The sequence below is a fragment of the Acinetobacter sp. LoGeW2-3 genome (assembly GCF_002688565.1).
Classification (GTDB): Bacteria; Pseudomonadota; Gammaproteobacteria; order Pseudomonadales; family Moraxellaceae; genus Acinetobacter.
In genome coordinates this window covers 47,495-67,388 of the sequence record NZ_CP024011.1, presented here as the reverse complement: position 1 = coordinate 67,388, position 19,894 = coordinate 47,495, and the positions used below count along the sequence as shown (strand labels likewise).

The window sequence follows — 19,894 nt, the reverse complement described above, 5'->3', positions numbered from 1 at the left end:
AAAGCATAATCTTTAGGAAGAAGCATGACACAACTGGCAGATTCAATTCAGATTCGTAATACCACATTTAAAAATCGCATTATCAAAGGCGCCATGAGCGAAGCGTTAGCCAATGATACAGGTCAGCCCAATGAATCACATTTAAAACTCTATGAAGCTTGGGCCAAAGGCGGGCTAGGCTGTGCGATTACCGGTAATGTTATGGTGGATTTCCGTGCCAAGAATGAACCGGGTGTGGTGGTCGCAGAAACGGAGCGCGATCTGGATCAGCTCAAAGCTTGGGCAGAAGTTGGCAAACACCATGGTATGGTGCAGTTGGTACAGTTATCCCATCCAGGGCGTCAATGTCCAAAGGGGTTAAATCGAGAAACTGTAGCACCATCGGCAGTACCTTTTAGTCCAGCACTGGCGGTTAGCTTTGGTACACCACGTGAACTTCGTGAAGATGAAATTCTGGATATTATTCTGCGTTTTGCAACTTCAGCTGCTATTTGTGAAAAAGCAGGCTTTGAAGGGGTGCAGTTGCATGGAGCACATGGTTATTTGATCAGCCAATTCTTATCACCATTGACCAATAAACGTCAGGATCAGTGGGGTGGCAGTATTGAAAACCGTACCCGTTTCCTGCTAGAAATTTATAAGGCGGTGCGTGCTGCAACTTCTGAGAATTTCATTATTTCTGTCAAATTGAATTCGGCTGACTTCCAGCGTGGCGGAATTACTGAAGACGATGTGATCTATGTTTTTAAAGCGATTGATGCTGCCGGCATTGACCTGATTGAAGTTTCAGGTGGTACTTATGAAGCGCCAGCAATGGCAGGCGCTAAAGCAGATAAACGTAAAGCATCGACCATAGCGCGTGAAGCTTATTTCCTGGACTTCGCCGAAAAAATCCGTCAGCAAGTCAACTGCCATATTATGGTCACAGGTGGATTTAGAACAGCAGCTGGCATGAATGCTGCACTTGAAAGTGGTGCCTGTGACTTTGTCGGCATTGCACGTCCATTTGCAGTAGAAACCGATCTGGGCCATAAACTTGTTGCAGGTCAGGACGTGCGTTACGCCGTCGAGAAAATTAAAACCGGTATTCCGATGATTGATAAAATGGCAATCATGGAAATTATCTGGTATGCGGCGCAGTTTAAACAGATTGCCCAAGGTAAACAGCCGAATCCGAAACTGTCACCGTTGAAAGTTTTCCTGAAATATTTAAAAGGGAATGTCACTGCCGTGATTAAGGGACAGGTCAATTCTCGTAAATCGGCATAACGTCATCTAAATAAAAAGGCACCATAAGGTGCCTTTTTATTGTTAATAATTTAGCTAAACTGCACGGCTTGGGTCTGGAAAGGGAACAGGATTTTAGAGACCTGTTGAGTTGCCCATAATCCCGGTTGCTGGTAATGACAATGTGGGGCTACATAAGGTGTAAGGATTTCCAGTTTATCTTCGTTATTGTCACAGCGTTTCAGATGCAAGCGCAGTTCTTCTAGCTTATGTTGCTGTTGCCGGCTGATCACAGGCGTTTGCGTCCGTAGCTGATGGGATGAAAGCCGTCGAGCCAGTTCCGGACCTTGAATCCAGTCACGAATCATCTGTTTCTCTGTGGCATTAAAAACACCAAACATCTTGCCATCTGGATCATCAATCAGTTTCCAGAAACGGCTCTGCTCTACAGGTTGTCCGCGTTGAATCCAGCCCTTATCCATCATTACTTGCAAGAATTCCTGAATCTGTTCAGGCTGGGATAGCCATTCATTAATGGTCTTGCCACTAAACTGGCATTTTTGGTTATGAATATACTGACCAATTAACGCTTTTTGCTGGAACAGTTTCAATACCTGAGCATCGAGATCCAGTTCACGCACGATTTGAGTTGAGCTTTTGCCAATATCATTGAGCAAGTAACCCTGTTTCACCATTTTCAGATAACCTTCTGGATGTTCTGCGGATTGATATAAATCTAGGAAAGCCTGCAGGGATTTCTGTGCATGCCCATTATGCGCATTATCAATGGTAATATGTACATTGAAATAATGTGGATTGATGCCCAGTTCTGCCAGTTCATAATTGGTAATCAGCAAATGCAGCGGAAGCTGCTCATAACCTAGATTAAAGCCAATCACCAGCGGTAAATATTCAGCTGGCGCATAAGCCAGGGCCAGCTGGACGGCTGCCTGTTCATAATAACGATCATCAAGTTGTTCACTATAGGCTGTTAGCTCATAGGTGTTTAGCAAGTCCTGATACATGGTGACATGATTGGCTTGCGGATGACCCAAGCCCAGCTCTTCCAAATAAATATGGATCAGATCTTTAAGTGCAGGTTGATCAGCATGCTCAAGGGTAGAGTATAACCATGAGCCATCGACCATTTTGGTCGGTGCAACACGGTATAGAAATTCAAATGCATGCGATACAGTAGCAAAGTATTCACGTTGCCCGCCCTGTTTACGACGGCTGAGATAGTCCTGAAATACGCCACAAATCTTATGATGTTCTTCTAAAAAGTGCGTAGCGGCATCTTCAGGTTGGTCGAGCCAGCTCATGGAACTGAGATCGATGTGCTGAATTAACTGACTGAGGTATTGTTCTGCCGAATCTGTTTTTGTTGTTTTAGAGATCTGCTCATCCAGAAAAAAATCCACCCAATCTTTGAAGCTTTTTGTTGATTGTTGAACAAGATTTTCAAATGGGGGTGCAGCTAAACAAAACTCCGTACTCGTGAACATAATCTTATCCTTGCATATTGGCTCCTAACTTACCTTAGCCTTATGTGAAAGATCAGATGTTTGGTTTTTGTTCGATTTTATGGCGGGAAATACAAGGACTTTGCAAAAGTGCGTAAATTTTTAGAGGTTTATTATTTTGAATACATGGTAAAAATAACTTAAATCGCAGGCAATAAAAAAGCTCAGGTCACAATGCCTGAGCTTTTTTATGAGAGGACTATTTTAAAATAATCACACTCGAATATGGCGTCCCTACGGGGATTCGAACCCCGGTTACCGCCGTGAAAGGGCGATGTCCTAGGCCTCTAGACGATAGGGACAGTACAGAAAAATAATTTTAAAACCGTTACTTTTAGCTTTAAGTAATGGCGTCCCTACGGGGATTCGAACCCCGGTTACCGCCGTGAAAGGGCGATGTCCTAGGCCTCTAGACGATAGGGACTTAATAAAAATACTTTCTGAAAATTGGCGTCCCTACGGGGATTCGAACCCCGGTTACCGCCGTGAAAGGGCGATGTCCTAGGCCTCTAGACGATAGGGACGTTTCAGAGGTGGGCGTATAATAGGGTGAAAATAGGGGGGTGTCAAACGCATTTCTGCACTTTTTCTGGTTTTTTGAATTGAGTGCGTAAAATTACAACAATCTTAGGAAAATACTTGAAAAATACATGGTTTAAGCCGGATTTTTAAGCAATTCCAAAATGGCTTCTACCACCTGTGGATGCAGTAAATAGCCAGTAATATCATGCGGACGGTGAATATGTGTGCGAATACCATGGTTAATAATTTCTGGTTCAAACTTAAATGGCGGTTCTGTCAGAGGAATGGCGGTGAGATAGTCATCGGTTGAATAGAAATTGATCCAATCACCTTTAATCGCCTCAGGTCGCACAATCGGCTGCGGTAAATGTGACTGAATCACCTGGAAGGCTAAAGGCGCGCCTAAAGTAATAAAACGCTGTACATTCAGTTCAGGATGCTGGATAAGGTAATTATAAGCAATCACACTACCCAGAGAATGGGCAACCACAATACAGGGTTGACGACCATTCAATTGCCGGGCAATCCGCTCATGCACTTGCTTCATGAAATCAGGATTATCCAGATAAAGATAAGTTTCAATCAAAAATTTCTGCAATAAATTACGATGCAGGTTGGGAAAATAATTGAGCAATAATGCAAAATCCCGCAGCGCAACATTCTTGCTGATGGCAGTGAAATAATTGAATTTCTGTCTGAAATCCATGCTTTCACTCGAGCTAGGTTTGGAAAGATCAGAAGAAATTGTGGGCTTGCGCCAGCCCGGACGTGGAACAGGGGCAGGAAGCTGAGGTTGAATAGGCTTACGAAAAGGAAAACTCGGCCATTGCTTTGGCATGAGTGTGCCAGCCTCTAGAAGATTACGGACGTTATAACGTGAAAGCAGGTCCCCATAAAATGGAATGCGAATGTGACGTTTTAAATAACTAAATCTGACATCATGCTGATGTTGTCGAATGCTTTTTTGAAGTATATGCAACCAGCGCTGGCGGATTGATGCAGCGCTATGATGTTGCTGGTTCATTCCATGAATAAAAATAACTTTCATCGATACCTCACGGAGGTCGATTAATATATTTTCAGTATAGAGAAAATTACTACAAATCGAGCTGCACTTTTTGTGGTGTTAATGTGTAAATTTCTTTGATAAAACAATAATTAACAGACAGGTGTATATTTTTATAAAAGTGGTAGAAAAGACAGAGGATTAATAGGTCTAGATTTAAAACTTTATTGAATAGAAAAATAATATGAATGGAACGGTAAAAGTTAAATCAAGAATTTGGAGTGAATTTTAGAGTAATTCTAGCAGTGCTTTGATGACTTCTGGATGCTGGATATAGCCATCAATATCATGCGGATGGTAGATAGAGGTGCGAATCTGGTGATTGATAATCGCTGGCTGGAACTGGAACGGTGGTTCTGAGAGTGGAAAAGCCGTCAGAAAGTCGTCGCTGCAATAGAAATTAATCCAGTCACCGGTAATTGCTTTGGGACGGCAAATGGGCTGTGGTAAGTGTTCCTGAATCACCCGGAAGGCTAACGGCGATCCCATACTAATAAAACGCTGCACATTCAGTTCCGCATGTAACAGCAAATAATGATAGGCAATCACGCTCCCTAAGGAATGTGCGATCAGGATACAAGGTTTATCATCATGCAGTTGTTGACCAATACGCTGATGAACTTGCTGCATGAATGTGGAATTGGCGAGATAGGAATAGGTTTCAATCAGGAATTTTTTGATCAACGTATCGTGCAGATGCGGAAAATGATTCAGGAGAATCACGAAATCCCGTAAGGCGGTATTGCGGCTTAAAGTGCTAATGAACTTCAGTTTTTGATTAAAGGTCATCACATCCTCAGCCTTCAACTCGGGAATCTCGCAAGTTTCAGGTGAATAATGCTGGAGATGTGGCGGTGGTGGCTCGGATTTGAGTGGATGATGGAAGGGAAAACGTGGCCAGTCTTGCGGCATCAAGGTACTAGCATTTAAGACATTATGTAAATGATGGCGTGACAGTAAATCACCATAAAAGGGGATACGAATATGTCGTTTGATATAAGCAAAATGAGCCTGTTGATGTGACTTTTGCAAGCCATGTTTCAACAGACTTAGCCAACGTTGACGCAGTGAGGCAGAACTGAATTTCTGCTTGTTCATGCCATGAATATAAATAATTTTCATCGACACACCACGCTGGTTGCCTGAAACATTTTTAGTATAGATAAAAAAAGAGCAGCCGGAGCTGCTCTTTTGTTGCCTTTAAGATTTAAGCTTTATTGTGATAGAACTTGTAGTAGCTGACATAGCACAGTGCAATAAACAGCAGACAGCCAAAGAAGCTGATACGCATCGTTGGATCAAACACCATGCTGATACAAGTGATCAGACAGAACAGGAAGCCCAGAATCGGCACGATCGGGAACAATGGTGCAGCAAATTCAAGATCTTTCGCAGTTTTGCCCTGTTTGTACCAGTCACGGCGGAAGTTGAACATACTCAGACAGATACTCATCCACACCACTACCATGGTAAAGGCAGCAATACCGAGCAGATTGGTGAAAATGGTTTCTGGTGCAAACTGTTCAGATAACAGGCCTGGCATACCGCCGATCATGGTCACGATCACTGCAATATACGGAATACCGCGTGCATTCACTCTTGAGAACATGGCTGGCAATTGTTTGCTATAAGACAATGACCACATCATACGAGAAGCAGCGAATAAACCTGAGTTGGCAGCAGATAGCAGCGCAGTGATAATCACAAAGCGAATGACATCTTCAGCATATGGAATACCAATGTGCTGGAATACAGTCACGAATGGACTGCTACTTACCCCTTCAGCAGCAAGACCTGCTTCTTGATGTGGTAAAAGACAGGTTACTACTACAATCGTACCTACAAAGAAAATCAATAGACGGAAAATTGCAGTATTAATTGCTTTCGGTACATTTTTGGCAGGATCTTTAGTTTCACCCGCAGCAACACCAATCAGTTCCGTGCCTGAGAAAGCAAAGTTCACGATCAGCATGGTAGTGAAGATCGGGAATAGGCCTTCAGGGAACCAGCCCTGAGCAGTCAGATTGGTAAACAGCGGAGCCGTTTCCTGACCTGCATAACCCAGTACCCCAAAGATTGCCAATAAGCCCAGCAGAATAAAGGCAACCACTGTGATGACTTTAACCAGCGCCAGCCAGAATTCGGATTCTGCAAACCAGCGGGTTGAAATCATATTTAGGGTAAAGACCAGTGCACCAAAGACCAGTGTCCACATCCACATGGAACTGTCTGGGAACCATTCCTGCATCAACAAAGCGGCAGCGGTAAATTCGGTTCCCAATGTCACTGACCAGGTCAGCCAATATAACCAGGTAATGGTATAACCCGTGCCTGGTCCAATGTAGCGTTTGGCATAAGCACCAAATGAACCAGATTCAGGCATATGTACGGCAAGTTCACCCAGACATAGCATAACCATGTAAGCGATGATACCGCCAAGGAGATAAGCAAGAATGGCACCTACAGGCCCCGTTTGTGCAATGACTTCACCCGACCCTAAAAATAGGCCAGTCCCGATTGCGCCACCAAGCGAAATCATGACCAGATGTCGAGTACTCATAGCGCGTTTTAAAGGCGCAGAATTGCCCTGATGCGAAGCATCATTCGGAGATGAGTGCATAGGAAATTAGAAAAACTTCAAAAGGAATGAAGCGAGCTATTGTAGTGAAAAACTACAAATCTGCAATGGAATAATAGTAATTTTCAATCAGTGCTGATCGGAGATGATCATAAGATGGCGTCCCTACGGGGATTCGAACCCCGGTTACCGCCGTGAAAGGGCGATGTCCTAGGCCTCTAGACGATAGGGACGTTTTGAGGTGATGGCTATATTAAGGACTAAGCGGAGCTTTGTCAAAAGGCTTTTTGCTAAAAATGTATTAACAGATTAAACATTAAACAAAACAAAAACTTTATTTTATTAGGTGATTATTATTACAGCAAAGTATTGAATTAAAAATAAAAAAAAGTGAACCCAACTTATCAGTAGGTTCACTTTCGATGATTAATTCAAATCTTAAGATTTATTATGATACAACCAGTAGTAACTGGCATAACAAGCTGCCATAAATAGCAGACAGCCAATAAAGCCAGATAGCATTTCTGGATCGGCTGCCATGCTCAAACCGGTTGCGGTACAAGTCACGAAGCCTAGAATTGGCACCAGTGGGAACCAAGGTGTGCGGAATTTCAGTTCCAAAACACTATGGCCTTGTTTTAGCCATTGGCGACGGAAATTAAACTGACTCCAGCAAATGCTCATCCAGACAATGACCATGGTGAATGCAGCCACACCCATTAGGTTCTTGAAGATCACATCAGCACCAAATTGCTCTGACAGCAAGCCTGGTAAGCCACCAATCATGGTCACCCAAACCGCAATATAAGGCACACCAGATTTGCTCACTTTAGCAAATAGTCGTGGGAGCTGATTTTGTGATGACAATGCCCACATCATCCGTGAAGCGGCATAAAGACCAGAGTTAGCAGTCGATAGTAACGCCGTGATAATCACGAAACGGATAAAGTCTTCCGCATAGGGAATACCCATCTGGGTAAAGACTGATACGAATGGACTACTGCTCAAGCCACCATGACCACCGACCTGTAAACCTGCATCGGTATATGTCAGCAATGAACTGATGACAATGATGGTACCGACAAAGAAAATAATCAGACGCCATACCGCAGCATGAATTGCTTTTGGTATATTCTTTTCAGGATTCTCGGTTTCACCGGCTGCGATCCCGATCATCTCAGTACCGTTAAAGGCAAAGTTTACAATCAGTAGGGTAGTGAACAATGGGATCAAACCATTTGGCAACCAGCCATGTTCAGTCAAATTACTAAACAGCGGTGCAGATTCATAGCCTGTGAATGGAATAAAGCCAAAGATACAGCCAAAGCCCAGAATGATGAAAATCAGTACAGTGGCGACTTTGACCAAAGATAGCCAGAATTCTGACTCAGCAAAAGTTCGGGTTGAACTGAGGTTAGAAAGCAGTACACCTGCTGCAAAGATCAGCGTCCAGAGCCAGATGGAAGTTTGCGGGAACCATTCCTGCATCAAAATCGCGGCAGCCGTAAATTCAGTCCCTAGGGTTGCTGACCAGCCAAGCCAGTACATCCAGGACACCATATAGCCTGTGCCTGGACCAATATAATTTGAAGCAAAAGCACCAAATGAGCCGGATACAGGCAGGTGTACCGCAAGCTCACCCAGGCAGAGCATCACCATATAAGCGATCAGACCGCCAATGATATAAGCCAGTACAGCACCGAGTGGGCCAGCTTGGGAAATCACTTCACCAGAACCCATAAACAGGCCGGTACCAATAGCGCCACCAAGGGAGAGCATAATCAGGTGACGTGTGCCCATGGCACGTTTTAACGACGGAGTATGACCCTCAACAGCCTTTTGCTGTGAAGGTGGGGAGGGAGATTGCATAACAAGATTTCAGGAGAGAAATAAAGGAACTATTTTAAGTTTGATTTGTATCAATATTTATAATTAATAGGAATTTTCAAATGAAAAATAACTTTTTATTTGGAAAGTAAATGCAAGTACAGATCACTACACTTAGTGATCTGGAGTTCGAGACTGCTCAGTTTGGGTTTTTTCTACAGGTGTAGTCACTGTCTCAGTTTCAGCAGCCTTATTGTCACTACGATTAACAATATAAAGGTACAGGGCTGAAGGCGTCAGAATGAGTAAAACAATCAGAAGTTTCTTTAACATAAGAAAAATGACAAATTTGGAACTTGATCTGATTATAGCCTAAGCAAATGATAAAGGGCACTCAAGTCACTTATTCACAAATCTGGAATGAGCAATAGTATGAATAATTAGAAATTAGAGACTAGATATTCTTGATGAATAAAGAGAAGAAAACTAAGAGAAATGCAGAATAGATGGCGTCCCTACGGGGATTCGAACCCCGGTTACCGCCGTGAAAGGGCGATGTCCTAGGCCTCTAGACGATAGGGACGTTTAGAAGATGGCGGTATCTTATTGATCCGCCACCAAAGTGTCAAGCAGGTGTGGGGTGAGTTTGTTTAAAATATAGCAAAACAGTTCAGCCGTCTTTTGTGTGTCATATAACGCTGAGTGGGCTTCTTTGCCATCAAACTCAATTCCGGCCTGAATACAGGATTTTGCCAGTACGGTTTGACCAAACATCACCGCGCTCAAAGTCACTGTATCGAATACAGAAAAACTATGAAACGGATTCTGGTTTTTAGTCCCGGTACGTGCAATAGCTGCCTGTACAAAGCCTAGGTCAAAATGAGCATTGTGACCGACTAAAACTGCATGAGTACAGTTTTGCTGGCGACGTACTTCATTCACAGATTTGAAAATGCGTTTCAGCGCAGTTTTCTCATCTTCGGCCATCGCGATCCGCATTGGATTAGAGGGGTCGATCCCAATAAAATCCAGCGAACGGCGGTCGAGGTTTGCCCCTTCAAACGGATTGATATGTGCATGGTACGCTTGACCCGGCACAAATTCACCTTTCTCATTAAAAATAATAGGAATGGCAGCGATTTCCAGCAAGGCATCAGTTTGTGCATTAAAGCCCGCTGTCTCTACATCGACAACAACAGGCAAAAATCCACGGAAACGTTGACCAATGACTGGGAGAGTTTCATTTGTCACACTTTTCTCCATTGAATGGTTTTACCCGCATATAACGGAATAATGTGTTCACCATCCAAATAGTCTAGACTCTCAGGAATCACTTGATCTTCTTTCACCAACGTAATGGTATTGGTATTGCGAGGAAGGCCATAGAAGTCAGCACCAAAGTGGCTCGCAAAACCTTCCAGACGGTCAATTTTGCCGACCTGATCAAATGCCTGAGCATAAAGTTCAATTGCAGTGGGCGCACTATAACATCCTGCGCAACCACATGCATTTTCTTTGGCATTTTTTGAGTGCGGCGCACTGTCGGTTCCAAGGAAGAATTTTGGATTACCACTGGTTGCTACTTCAAGCAAAGTTTGCTGATGCGTTTGACGCTTCAAAATCGGCAAGCAATAGAAATGTGGTTTTACACCACCCACCAGCATGTCATTACGGTTAAACAGTAAATGCTGTGGGGTAATGGTTGCAGCGACATTGCGGTCTTGTTCTAGAACAAAATTCGCCGCTTCACTGGTGGTGATATGTTCAAGCACCAGTTTCAGTTTCGGGAACTGCTTTAATAATGGTGAAAGTACTTCATCCAGGAAACGTTTTTCACGGTCGAAAATGTCGACGTGATTATGGGTTACTTCCCCATGCAGCAATAAAGGCACTTGATGTTCTTCAAGCTGCTCAATCACGGCATAGACTTTAGAAATATCGCTTACACCGCTGTCCGAGTTGGTGGTCGCGCCAGCAGGATAAAGCTTGATGGCATTCACATGCTCAGATTCTTTGATCTTTTTGACTTCAGCCGGTGAGGTATTGTTGGTGAAGTACAACACCATGCGCGGATCAAAATTCACGCCTTCCGGTACATGCGCCATGATGCGTTCACGATAGCTGTTTGCCTCTTCCACAGTTTTAACTGGTGGAACCAGGTTTGGCATACAGATTGCGCGGGAAAATTGGTTAGCTAAATCAGGAACAGTACGCTTAAGTGCTAGACCATCACGTAGGTGAGCGTGCCAGTCATCTGGCTGGAGAATCGTAATCGTATTCAAGGCGAATTCAATCAGAGAAATAATATGAATGATAATGCATCTATGCTGAAAATGGTAATGTGAAATACTGACAAAAGATGCATTAACTATGAATTAATTTAAAAAAGTATGTTATTTTAAAAACATTAAAAAAATTACATACATGCTTGCCATGGAATACAAATACAATTTAGCGAAACTGCAGGATCAAAAGGAAAAAGTCGAAGAACTTATTGCGGGGCAGAAATTAAGCCGAGTTTTTCCACAACCACTTGAAGATGAATTCTGGACCAAGAATCTGGAACGTGCCCGTAAGCACGCTGATCAGTATGTCTGGGCGGGGCTATTAATCTATTTTGTCGGTATGCTCATCCTGATTCCTACTGATTACTGGATTATCGATAAACAATATTTTGTACATGATTTTGCACTCTGTTTAATGGGCATCATTAATGGTGGAATTAGTTTATTTGTCTTCTATTTATTTTCTAGTTTACAACGCCTAAAACCATTTTTTCAGCCTGCCTCACTTGTCCTAATTTTTTGGGCGTTGGTTTCAATTTCATGTTTGACCATGTCCATCGAGACCGCTGCTTTGCAACATCAGTCCATGGCAATCGTTACCATCATTTATGTGCTGGGTTATATCCTTACTGGTGTGAAGCCGATTCACATGATGGTTACTGGTGTATTGGCAGCAGGAACTACGATTGTCTGCCTGACATTAGTCGGAGCAAACTTTAATCCCTTAGTGTTTGGTCGAATTCTGCTGGGCAGTTGCCTACTAGGTTTTGTAATTAGCCATATGATCTTTGCCCGCGAACGGATGATTTTTCTTTATTCCATGCGCGCGCGGATCAGTGAGCAAATTCACCGGATTCACAATACGGAATTGTTGCACCTGAGTCAGCATGATGAGCTGACCAAAATCTCGAATCGCCGTACCTTTGATGAGATGCTGGAAATTTACTTTTCTACTGCCCAGCGTCAGGAAAGCTCGTTGGCTATTCTATTTATTGATGTGGATTTCTTTAAAAACTATAACGACTTTTACGGGCACCAGAAGGGTGATGATGTAATTTCGACCATCGCTATTACGATTAAGAATGCGATCCGGCATATGGACTTTGTGGCGCGTTATGGTGGTGAAGAGTTTGTAGTATTGCTTCCAGAAACTGATGCACATGGTGCTTATGCAGTATCAACCAATATCTTTAAAGCGATTGAACGTTTGGAAATACCACATGAGAAATCTTCAGTGGCTAAGCAGATTACGGTCAGTCTGGGCATTACAGTGTATCGTGGCGAGAAAGCCATGACTAAAGATGAACTACTGGGCATTGCGGATCAGGCGTTATATCGTGCTAAACAGTTGGGTCGTAACCAAATTTATTATCAAACCATTGCTTCGGAAAGCGCAAACCCGCTGCATACCAGCTAAATAATTCCTTCATATAAGACAATAAAAAACCGCTCATTTGAGCGGTTTTTTTGACTTTAAACAAACTTATTTGTTTTTGTCTTTTAATTGAGGTACTGCAGAACCTGTGCCTACTGCAAGCAAGCCAGTGTTTGTATAGATACCCAATTTTGCACGTGTATCTGTGATGTCAAGGTTACGCATAGTCAACTGACCGATACGATCGGCAGGAGAGAACATTGAATCCCCTTTTTCCATCGTCAAGCGTTCAGCTTCGTAAGTCAGGTTTTCAGATTCAGTGTTCATGATGGTGTAGTCATTACCACGACGAAGTTCTAAAGTCACAGTACCTGTGATTGCTTTAGCTACCCAACGTTGTGCAGTTTCACGAAGCATCAACGCTTGAGAATCGAACCAACGACCTTGGTAAAGCAGGCGACCTAAACGCAGACCGTTGATGCGGTATTGTTCGATGGTGTCTTCGTTATGAATACCAGTAACTAGACGTTCATAAGCAATGTGAAGTAGCGCCATACCCGGAGCTTCGTAGATACCACGAGATTTCGCTTCGATGATACGGTTTTCGATTTGATCTGACATACCTAGACCATGACGGCCACCGATACGGTTCGCTTCAAGAATGAATTCAACTGGATCTTCGATACGTTTACCGTTAATTGCAACTGGGAAACCTTCTTCAAAAGTAATTGATACTTCTTCAGGCTTGATTTCAACTTCTTCTTTCCAGAACGCAACGCCCATGATTGGGTCAACGATTTTGATACCTGCATTCAGGTATTCAAGATCTTTGGCTTCGTGAGTCGCGCCCAACATGTTTGAGTCAGTTGAGTAAGCTTTCTCTTTTGACATTTTGTAGTCAAAGCCGTTGTCGATCAGGAACTGAGACATTTCAGCACGGCCGCCAAGCTCGTCAATGAAAGTCTGGTCTAACCATGGTTTGTAAATTTTTAGGTTCGGGTTAGTCAACAGACCGTAGCGGTAAAAACGCTCAATGTCGTTACCTTTATAAGTTGAACCGTCACCCCAAATGTTTACATCATCTTCTTTCATTGCTGTAACAAGCATCGTACCTGTTACTGCACGGCCTAGTGGTGTTGTGTTGAAATAAGGAACACCACCAGTAGAGATGTGGAACGCGCCACATTGAATCGCAGCAATACCTTCTAATGCAAGTTGCAGACGGCAGTCGATTAAACGTGCTTTTACTGCGCCATAAGCTTCAGCTTTCTTTGGAATCGCATCGTAATCGTCTTCATCAGGCTGACCCAGGTTTGCAGTGTATGCATAAGGTTCTGCGCCTTTTTGTTTCATCCACAACAGGGCTGCTGAAGTATCTAGACCACCAGAAAAGGCAATACCAACTTTTTTGCCTACAGGTACATTCTGTAAGATAGTTGCATTATCAGACATTGTTAATCCTAACGATAGAATATAGGCACCACTATATTGGTGGCCAAGGAGAATTTTGAATGAAGATATTGTAACACCTTTCAAATGGCAAGTTTTCGCAAAAAAAATGCAAAATCTAAAAAATAGACAAAAAAATAAACAATCTAATGCAAAGGGATCATCCAGAGATGACGTTGAAATGCTCAAATCCCAAGTTTTTACACCTGCTAAGACTAAAGTTCTAAATTCTTCATTTTATCTCAATCTTTCCCTCTTATAGCACGCTGGATGCCTGATGTTTAGCGGCTTTCACTGAAATTAACCATTATTTACTAACTGAAATAATTGGTCCTACCAATTTTGTTTGAATCAATTGGCTATTGCGATAATTTAAATATTTTATTAATTTTAGCGCGCTAAAAGACCAATATTGGTCTGTTTAATGCTAAATTGGTCATACCAATAATATTCTTGGCATGTCCTGTAGTGAATTAACGAATAAGCATTTCAAGGAGTAGAGAATGCTTCAACAGTGGCAACAAATTTACGATCCAATCGGAAATATCTGGATTTCCAGCGCGATCGCACTCATTCCAATTGTATTCTTTTTCCTTGCACTTGCTGTTTTCAGAATGAAGGGCAGTGTAGCAGGAACGATTACAGTCGCTTTGGCATTTCTGGTGTCAATGTTCCTCTACAAAATGCCGGTCACGATGGCATTAGCTTCCATGGTCTACGGATTCTTCTACGGATTATGGCCGATTGCCTGGATTATTATTGGGGCAGTATTCCTTTACAAGATTTCAGTGAAGACTGGACAATTTGACATTATCCGCTCATCCATCCTGTCTTTAACCGAAGATCAGCGTTTGCAAATGCTGTTGGTCGGTTTCGCTTTTGGTACTTTCCTGGAAGGTGCAGCAGGCTTTGGTGCCCCAGTGGCGATTACCGCTGCATTGCTGGTAGGGCTTGGCTTTAAACCATTGTACGCTGCCGGTTTATGTCTGATTGTGAACACCGCACCTGTGGCTTTTGGCGCGATGGGGATTCCAATTATTGTCGCTGGTCAGGTATCAGGCGTGGACACCATGGAAATCAGCCAGATGGTGGGTCGTCAGTTGCCAATCATGGTACCGATTGTACTGGTTTGGATCATGGCGATCATGGACGGCTGGCGTGGTGTGAAAGAAACCTGGCCTGCAATCTTAGTCGGCGGTGGTTCTTTTGCATTGGCGCAATTCCTGACTGCGAACTTCGTGGGTCCTGAATTACCGGATATCACTGCAGCGATTGCATCTTTGGTGAGCTTAACCGTATTACTTAAGTTCTGGCAGCCAAAACATATTTTCCGTTTTGACGATGAACAACAAGTGGATAGCAACATTGCATTGGCTAGCCAGCAAAAATATAGCATTGGTCAAATTATTAAAGCATGGTCGCCATTTGCGGTACTGACTGCAATGGTAACTCTGTGGAGTATCAAGCCATTTAAAGATCTGTTTGCTAAAGATGGAGCTTTAAGTGATCTGGTGATTTCGATCAAGGTGCCTTTCCTGCATCAAATGATTCAAAAACTGCCACCTGTGGTTGCTGAAGCGAAAGACTACGACGCTATCTATAAATTCGACTGGTTATCAGCAACCGGTACAGCGATTATGATCGCAGCATTGATCACCATTATTTATCTAAAAATGAAACCGAAAGAGGCTGTGGCGACCTTTGCTGAAACAGTGAATGAGCTGAAGACACCAATTTACTCAATTGGTATGGTGCTGGCATTTGCATTCATTGCCAATTATTCAGGCTTGTCAGCAACATTAGCATTGGCACTGGCACATACAGGCCAAGCTTTCACGTTCTTCTCGCCATTCTTGGGCTGGGTAGGCGTATTCTTGACGGGTTCAGATACTTCTGCAAATGCTTTGTTCTCTGCATTGCAGGCAACAACAGCTCAACAGATCGGCGTACCGGAAGTATTGTTGGTAGCTGCGAACACCAGTGGTGGTGTAACCGGTAAAATGATTTCACCACAGTCAATTGCAATTGCTTGTGCTGCGGTTGGTCTTGTCGGTAAAGAATCGGATTTATTCCGCTTTACTGTGAAACACAGTATCACCTTCACGGTGATGATCGGTATCATTATCACCTTACAAGCTTATGTGTTCCCATGGATGATTCCATAACACCATACTGAGGGCGGTCAATGAAAGTCTCCGATAAAGTTGTACAAAGTCTGCGTAATTTGATTGAAAAAAATCATATGCAGGTCGGAGACCGTTTGCCCGCTGAACGTAAATTATGTGAGCAGTTAGGCGTGTCGCGCTCCTCCTTGCGAGAAGCGCTACAACATCTGGTCAGTCAGGGCATGCTGGTGAGTCGTGTTGGTGCGGGTACTTATTTACAGGAACTGCCGAATCACTGGTCACAGCATAATATTGTGCAGCCTTTAAGTGATTTAATGGATGTCGATCCTGAATATCGTACTGATGTGCAAGAAGCGCGAATGGTACTTGAAGGCGGAACGGCTTGGTACGCTGCACAGCGTGCGACGCCTGAAGATATTGCAAAAATCCGTCATTGTTTCGAGCAGATTCAGTATTTTCAAATGCAGGATGATGATGCTCAATCTGCAATTGCAGATGCAAATTTTCATTTAGCGATTGCAGAAGCTTCACATAATTTGGTGCTAATCCAAATGATGCGTAGCATTTTCGATTTATTGCAATACAACGTGATGCTCGGACGACGCAAAGTCTATACCACGCCACGCCATTTTGAGCTTTTGTATGACCAGCACTTTCAAGTGATGGATGCCATCGAACGCCAAGATCCAGAAGCTGCCCGTCAGGCAGTTTGTGGACACATCGAATTTGTAGTTCAACGGGTACGTATGATTGATGAGGAAGAAGCTCGTCGTCAACGTGCCAGTCGATTAAATAGGACATAGATTATGATTATTTCTTCTGCGAATGATTATCGCGAAGCAGCAAGACGTCGTTTGCCACCATTTTTATTCCATTACATTGATGGTGGTGCTTATGCAGAATACACGTTGAAGCGCAATGTAGAAGATTTATCAAAAGTGGCGCTGCGTCAGCGTGTCCTGAATGACATGTCAGCGCTGAATCTGGAAACCAAACTGTTCGATGAAACCCTGTCGATGCCAGTGGCTTTGTCTCCTGTCGGCCTGACCGGTATGTATGCACGTCGTGGGGAAGTGCAGGCAGCAGTTGCAGCAGATAAAAAAGGTATTCCATTTACGCTATCAACAGTATCTGTGTGTCCAATCGAAGAAGTGGCACCAGCGATCCAGCGTCCAATGTGGTTCCAGCTGTATGTATTACGTGACCGCGGCTTTATGCGTAATGCCCTAGAACGTGCCAAAGCAGCGGGCTGTTCAACCTTAGTATTTACCGTTGATATGCCAGTACCGGGTGCACGTTACCGTGATGCGCATTCTGGGATGAGTGGTCCAAATGCTGCAATGCGCCGTTATATGCAGTCTTGTATGCATCCACACTGGGCCTGGAATGTCGGCATGATGGGTCGTCCGCATGATCTAGGCAACATTTCTAAATATCTAGGTAAGCCTACAGGACTTGAAGATTATATCGGCTGGTTAGGTGCGAACTTTGATCCCTCGATTTCCTGGAAAGATTTGGAATGGATCCGTGATTACTGGGATGGTCCAATGGTGATCAAAGGGATTCTGGATCCTGAAGATGCCAAAGATGCCGTGCGTTTTGGTGCCGATGGTATCGTGGTATCGAATCATGGTGGTCGTCAGTTGGATGGCGTGTTATCGACGACTCGTGCATTGCCTCCAATTGCGGATGCAGTCAAAGGCGAACTGAAAATTCTGGTGGATTCAGGTATCCGTAATGGTCTGGATGTCGTACGTATGCTGGCGATGGGTGCTGACACCTGTATGCTCGGTCGTGCGTTCGTATACGCATTGGGTGCCGCAGGCGGTGCAGGTGTCAGCAATCTACTGGATCTGATCGATAAAGAAATGCGTGTTGCCATGACACTGACGGGTGCGAAGACTATTGCAGATATTACTGAAGATTGTCTGGTAAAACTGGATCGTGAAATTTCGCAATAAGATCAATCAGGATGGCTGCTAAAGCTAGTGGTCATCCTGAACTAATTCGAAACAGCAGCACTTCTGCTGTTTCATATATTCAAGATTAAAAATCCAAACCATGCTTATGGCTGATTCTCTAAGAATACAGCTATAAAAATGAATCGGGGCTCCACTATGCAAAACTCATTTGATACAACTGCAACCTTAAAGAAACTGGTGGCTGTGGTTGGCCAGCAACATGTGTTGACGGACGATAATGACACCCGTCTGTATCGCCAAGGTCGCCGTTATGGTTCAGGTGAGGTATTTGCGGTAGTGGCACCGGGTTCATTGCTGGAACAATGGCAAGTTCTACAGGTTGCTGTTGAAGCCGACTGCATCGTGATCATGCAAGCAGCTAATACTGGTCTGACGGGCGGTTCAACGCCGTTTGGTGAATATGACCGTCCAGTGATTGTGATGAGCACCCGTCGTTTGGCTGGCATCCAAGTGATTCAAGATGGCAAGCAGGTAGTCTGTCTGCCAGGTGCAACACTCGATGCCCTGGAAAAACAGCTGGCACCATTCAACCGCGAACCGCATTCGGTCATTGGTTCTTCCTGTATTGGTGCTTCGGTACTCGGTGGGGTTTGTAATAACTCGGGTGGTGCTTTGGTGCGCCGTGGTCCGGCTTATACTGAACTGGCACTGTATGCGTGTGTGAGCGAACTGGGTGAACTGGAGTTGGTTAATCATCTCGGCATTAATCTCGGTAATAGCCCAGAAGAAATCCTAAAAAATCTGGAACAGAAGCAATATAACGAGCAAGACATCCAGCAACAGGAACATCGCTGTGCTTCGGATCATCGTTATAGCCATGATGTGCGCCAGGTGGATGAAAATACGCCGGCACGTTTTAATGCGGATCCCAGCCGTCTGTTCGAAGCTTCGGGTTCTGCCGGTAAGGTCTGCGTGTTTGCAGTACGTCTGGATACTTTTGAAAAGATTCCAAGCCAGGTGTTCTATGTCGGCACCAATTCTCAGGATGACCTGACAGAAATTCGCCGTTTTCTGTTAAAAGATTTACCACGTCTACCGATTGCCGGGGAATATATCCATCGTGTGGCTTATGACATCGGTGCTGAATACGGCAAAGACACGTTCATGTTCATTGAAAAATTCGGCACCGCCAAAGTGCCTGCCGCATTTGCCATGAAAGACAAGGTCGATGGTGTACTGCAAAAAATTGGTATGCGTGGCCTAAGCGACAAGATTCTGCAAATGGTCAGCAAAATGCTGCCATCGCATTTGCCGAAACGCATGAATGAATACAGGGATCTGTATGAGCATCATCTGATTCTACGTATCGAAAATCAGGATGTGGAGCAGGTACAGGCGTTTTTTGAAAGTTACTTTAAAGCCCATCCAACGGGAAGTTATTTCCTATGCACTGAAAAAGAAGGCCGCAAGGCCTTCCTGCACCGTTTCGCCGTGGCGGGTGCCGCGATCCGTTATCGCGACACGCATTTAAGCGAAGTCGAAGATATTGTGGCCCTAGATATTGCGTTGCGTCGTAACGACCGTCAGTGGGTAGAAACCCTGCCACAAGAGATGGAAGAGAAGATTCTGCACAAACTTTATTATGGTCATTTCCTGTGTCACGTGTTCCATCAGGATTACATCGTGAAAAAAGGTGTTGATCCATTGGTAATGGAACATGCCATGTGGAAACTGCTGGATGATCGCGGTGCAGAATATCCAGCTGAACATAATGTTGGGCATCTCTATATTGCCAAACCGGCACTGAAAAATCATTACCAGAAATTAGATCCGACCAACAGCTTTAACGTCGGTATTGGACATACCTCCAAGCTGAAATACTGGAAATAAGTACCAATTTTCTGAATAACTACAATAACATCATCTAGCCTATCTCATGCAGTGTTCGCACTGCATTTTTTTTTACCTGTAGAAAAGTAGATGTTATATCTCCC

16 protein-coding genes and 5 tRNA genes are annotated in these 19,894 nt (G+C 43.9%); 7 read left to right on the top strand and 14 right to left on the bottom strand.

Going from position 1 to position 19,894, the window contains the following annotated elements:
- The first annotated feature begins 24 nt into the window (after positions 1 to 24).
- The gene (locus tag BS636_RS00365; RefSeq protein ID WP_099337009.1) at positions 25 to 1,269 is read left to right on the top strand and encodes an NADH:flavin oxidoreductase/NADH oxidase family protein; all 1,245 of its coding nucleotides are present in this window, start codon (positions 25 to 27) and stop codon (positions 1,267 to 1,269) included.
- Positions 1,270 to 1,319: 50 nt separating this feature from the next.
- Here the strand turns inward: BS636_RS00365 and BS636_RS00360 are convergent, their stop codons facing one another.
- The 13 genes from BS636_RS00360 to pyrC all read right to left on the bottom strand — a co-directional run bounded on the left by BS636_RS00360 (position 1,320) and on the right by pyrC (position 11,025).
- On the bottom strand, positions 1,320 to 2,732 hold the full coding sequence (locus tag BS636_RS00360) for an iron-containing redox enzyme family protein (RefSeq protein WP_099337008.1): 1,413 nt from the start codon (positions 2,730 to 2,732) through the stop codon (positions 1,320 to 1,322).
- 244 nt (positions 2,733 to 2,976) lie between these two features.
- Positions 2,977 to 3,052: transfer RNA gene (locus tag BS636_RS00355), tRNA-Glu, on the bottom strand.
- Between the two features lie 46 nt (positions 3,053 to 3,098).
- Positions 3,099 to 3,174: transfer RNA gene (locus BS636_RS00350), tRNA-Glu, on the bottom strand.
- A 24-nt stretch (positions 3,175 to 3,198) separates the two neighbouring features.
- Positions 3,199 to 3,274: transfer RNA gene (locus BS636_RS00345), tRNA-Glu, on the bottom strand.
- Between the two features lie 131 nt (positions 3,275 to 3,405).
- Positions 3,406 to 4,320, bottom strand: a complete 915-nt coding sequence (locus BS636_RS00340; protein WP_099337007.1) for an alpha/beta fold hydrolase — start codon at positions 4,318 to 4,320, stop codon at positions 3,406 to 3,408.
- A gap of 246 nt (positions 4,321 to 4,566) precedes the next feature.
- Positions 4,567 to 5,460 (bottom strand): alpha/beta fold hydrolase, encoded by an 894-nt coding sequence (locus BS636_RS00335; RefSeq protein WP_099337006.1) that lies wholly within the window; start codon positions 5,458 to 5,460, stop codon positions 4,567 to 4,569.
- 85 nt (positions 5,461 to 5,545) lie between these two features.
- The gene (locus BS636_RS00330; RefSeq protein WP_099337005.1) at positions 5,546 to 6,958 is read right to left on the bottom strand and encodes an amino acid permease; all 1,413 of its coding nucleotides are present in this window, start codon (positions 6,956 to 6,958) and stop codon (positions 5,546 to 5,548) included.
- A gap of 115 nt (positions 6,959 to 7,073) precedes the next feature.
- Positions 7,074 to 7,149, bottom strand: a tRNA-Glu gene (locus BS636_RS00325).
- Positions 7,150 to 7,354: 205 nt separating this feature from the next.
- A complete protein-coding gene (locus BS636_RS00320; protein WP_099337004.1) occupies positions 7,355 to 8,785 on the bottom strand; it encodes an amino acid permease in 1,431 nt (476 codons plus the stop codon).
- A gap of 132 nt (positions 8,786 to 8,917) precedes the next feature.
- A complete protein-coding gene (locus tag BS636_RS16235; RefSeq protein WP_171265971.1) occupies positions 8,918 to 9,076 on the bottom strand; it encodes a hypothetical protein in 159 nt (52 codons plus the stop codon).
- A gap of 174 nt (positions 9,077 to 9,250) precedes the next feature.
- A tRNA-Glu gene (locus BS636_RS00315) sits at positions 9,251 to 9,326 on the bottom strand.
- A gap of 20 nt (positions 9,327 to 9,346) precedes the next feature.
- Entirely contained in the window at positions 9,347 to 10,006 is a 660-nt protein-coding gene (rnt, locus tag BS636_RS00310; protein ID WP_099337003.1) for a ribonuclease T, read from the bottom strand.
- Positions 9,991 to 11,025 (bottom strand): dihydroorotase, encoded by a 1,035-nt coding sequence (gene pyrC / locus BS636_RS00305; protein WP_099337002.1) that lies wholly within the window; start codon positions 11,023 to 11,025, stop codon positions 9,991 to 9,993. Before pyrC ends, rnt begins: the two co-directional genes overlap by 16 nt.
- Before the next feature lie 151 nt (positions 11,026 to 11,176).
- On the opposite strand from pyrC, the gene BS636_RS00300 reads away from it, so the two are divergent.
- Positions 11,177 to 12,445 (top strand): GGDEF domain-containing protein, encoded by a 1,269-nt coding sequence (locus BS636_RS00300; protein WP_171266038.1) that lies wholly within the window; start codon positions 11,177 to 11,179, stop codon positions 12,443 to 12,445.
- Between the two features lie 66 nt (positions 12,446 to 12,511).
- On the opposite strand, the gene argG is transcribed toward BS636_RS00300, so the two are convergent.
- Complete coding sequence (argG, locus tag BS636_RS00295; RefSeq protein WP_099337000.1) at positions 12,512 to 13,855, bottom strand: argininosuccinate synthase; 1,344 nt, start codon at positions 13,853 to 13,855, stop codon at positions 12,512 to 12,514.
- Between the two features lie 55 nt (positions 13,856 to 13,910).
- On the opposite strand from argG, the gene BS636_RS00290 reads away from it, so the two are divergent.
- From BS636_RS00290 to dld, 5 genes are all read left to right on the top strand, one after another.
- Positions 13,911 to 14,114, top strand: a complete 204-nt coding sequence (locus BS636_RS00290; protein WP_099336999.1) for a hypothetical protein — start codon at positions 13,911 to 13,913, stop codon at positions 14,112 to 14,114.
- Positions 14,115 to 14,355: 241 nt separating this feature from the next.
- Positions 14,356 to 16,017: an L-lactate permease gene (gene lldP, locus BS636_RS00285; protein WP_099336998.1), complete on the top strand. Its 1,662-nt coding sequence runs from the start codon at positions 14,356 to 14,358 to the stop codon at positions 16,015 to 16,017.
- Positions 16,018 to 16,037: 20 nt separating this feature from the next.
- A complete protein-coding gene (gene lldR, locus BS636_RS00280) occupies positions 16,038 to 16,781 on the top strand; it encodes a transcriptional regulator LldR (protein WP_099336997.1) in 744 nt (247 codons plus the stop codon).
- Positions 16,782 to 16,784: 3 nt separating this feature from the next.
- Positions 16,785 to 17,939 (top strand): FMN-dependent L-lactate dehydrogenase LldD, encoded by a 1,155-nt coding sequence (lldD, locus tag BS636_RS00275; protein WP_099336996.1) that lies wholly within the window; start codon positions 16,785 to 16,787, stop codon positions 17,937 to 17,939.
- 156 nt (positions 17,940 to 18,095) lie between these two features.
- The gene (gene dld, locus BS636_RS00270) at positions 18,096 to 19,790 is read left to right on the top strand and encodes a D-lactate dehydrogenase (RefSeq protein ID WP_099336995.1); all 1,695 of its coding nucleotides are present in this window, start codon (positions 18,096 to 18,098) and stop codon (positions 19,788 to 19,790) included.
- The last annotated feature ends 104 nt before the right edge of the window (positions 19,791 to 19,894 follow it).